2 protein-coding genes are annotated in these 1,414 nt (G+C 30.5%); both read left to right on the top strand.

The features are described from left to right. The first annotated feature begins 193 nt into the window (after window positions 1-193). The gene (locus tag ACFSR8_RS14675) at window positions 194-598 is read left to right on the top strand and encodes an OsmC family protein (protein ID WP_380293361.1); all 405 of its coding nucleotides are present in this window, start codon (window positions 194-196) and stop codon (window positions 596-598) included. Further along, window positions 595-1,326: a sulfite exporter TauE/SafE family protein gene (locus ACFSR8_RS14670; protein ID WP_380293359.1), complete on the top strand. Its 732-nt coding sequence runs from the start codon at window positions 595-597 to the stop codon at window positions 1,324-1,326. Before ACFSR8_RS14675 ends, ACFSR8_RS14670 begins: the two co-directional genes overlap by 4 nt. The last annotated feature ends 88 nt before the right edge of the window (window positions 1,327-1,414 follow it).

Genomic DNA, 1,414 nt, shown 5'->3' with positions numbered 1-1,414 from the left:
TTTTGTTCTTTCTGGTTAGTATCCAAATTTACAGAGAATCAAACTTAAGATGTATAACCGCAATTACGGCGGATTCGACTACGTCCGAATCCACTCGGAATTGCTAAAGTCAGTTCTTAACCGAAAATTAACGTATATTAACCCGTAACTGACGGTTATACGAGACCGTTACCTGCAAGCACAAAATACAATTATGGAATATTCAGTTAAAGCAAGTTCAAATTCAAAAAATAGCGCTTCAATTAAAATAAAGCAATCTGAGATTGATTTTGGAATTACACCTGAATCTGCTGATACTACACCAAATCCAGCAGAACTATTTTTAGGCTCATTTTCATCCTGTATTCTAAAAAATGTGGAACGTTTTTCTGCCTTTATGAATTTTGAATATTCTAAAGCTGAAATACTAGTAAAGGCAAATCGATTAGAGAAACCTCCTAGAATGGATAGAATAAATTATGAACTGAAGATTTTTAGCAAAGACAGAAACTTGAATGTTCAATTGCTAAAAAAGAATATTGAAAAATTTGGCACTATATATAATACCGTTCAATCCTCTTGTTCTATTGATGGAGAAGTCAAAGTAATATCTGAATGAAGGATTTAAATTTTATTTTCTTACTCTTAGCTTTATTAGCTGAAATTATAGGAACAATTGGTGGTTTTGGTTCATCTGTTTTCTTTGTACCCTTGGGAAACTTTTACTTTGACTTTCAATCTGTCCTAGGTCTTACTGCAATATTTCATCTCTCTAGTAATCTTAGTAAAATATTTTTATTTAAAAAAGGACTAGACAAAAAATTATTGTTATCCATTGGAGTACCATCAGTTATTTTTGTCATAATTGGAGGGTTTCTTTCGAAAATTTTAGATAGTACTTTTTTAGAAATATTTTTAGGAATATTCCTTGTAGGATTTAGCTTATTATTTCTAATAAAAAGAAGACTCATAATATCACCAACTAATAAAAATGCAATTATAGGTGGTTCCTTTTCAGGATTCTCTGCCGGGTTATTGGGAACTGGAGGAGCTATCAGGGGTTTGACTATGGCTTCATTCAATTTAGAAAAAAGTGTATTTATTGCAACTTCTGCATTTATAGATTTTCTGATAGATTTTTCAAGAACATTCGTATACTACAACAATGGATATATTCACAACCACGACTTAAAATATGTGCCTTTTTTGTTAGTAATTGGTGTTGCAGGTTCATTTATTGGAAAAAAGATATTAAACTATATTCCTCAAAACAAATTCCGAAGACTTTCATTATTCTTTATACTTGTTATTGGAATAATTACAATGACTAAATTGATTTTAACATAAAGATAAAAAAAGCCAGCAGGTAACAAAGAACTGAGGTAAAAAACAAATCATTTCTTCGTTAATTTGAGATATTATTATCCTGGGCCCT

The organism is Hyunsoonleella rubra (genome assembly GCF_042684665.1).
Classification (GTDB): domain Bacteria; phylum Bacteroidota; class Bacteroidia; order Flavobacteriales; family Flavobacteriaceae; genus Jejuia; species Jejuia rubra.
The sequence above is the reverse complement of the archived record's forward strand: the minus strand, read 5'-3'. Positions and strand labels throughout refer to the sequence as shown.

Excerpts from the sequence above, each read along its gene's own strand:
- ACFSR8_RS14675 (WP_380293361.1), top strand. The coding sequence starts at position 194 with ATGGAATATTCAGTTAAAGCAAGTTCAAATTCAAAAAATAGCGCTTCA.
- ACFSR8_RS14670 (WP_380293359.1), top strand. The coding sequence starts at position 595 with ATGAAGGATTTAAATTTTATTTTCTTACTCTTAGCTTTATTAGCTGAA.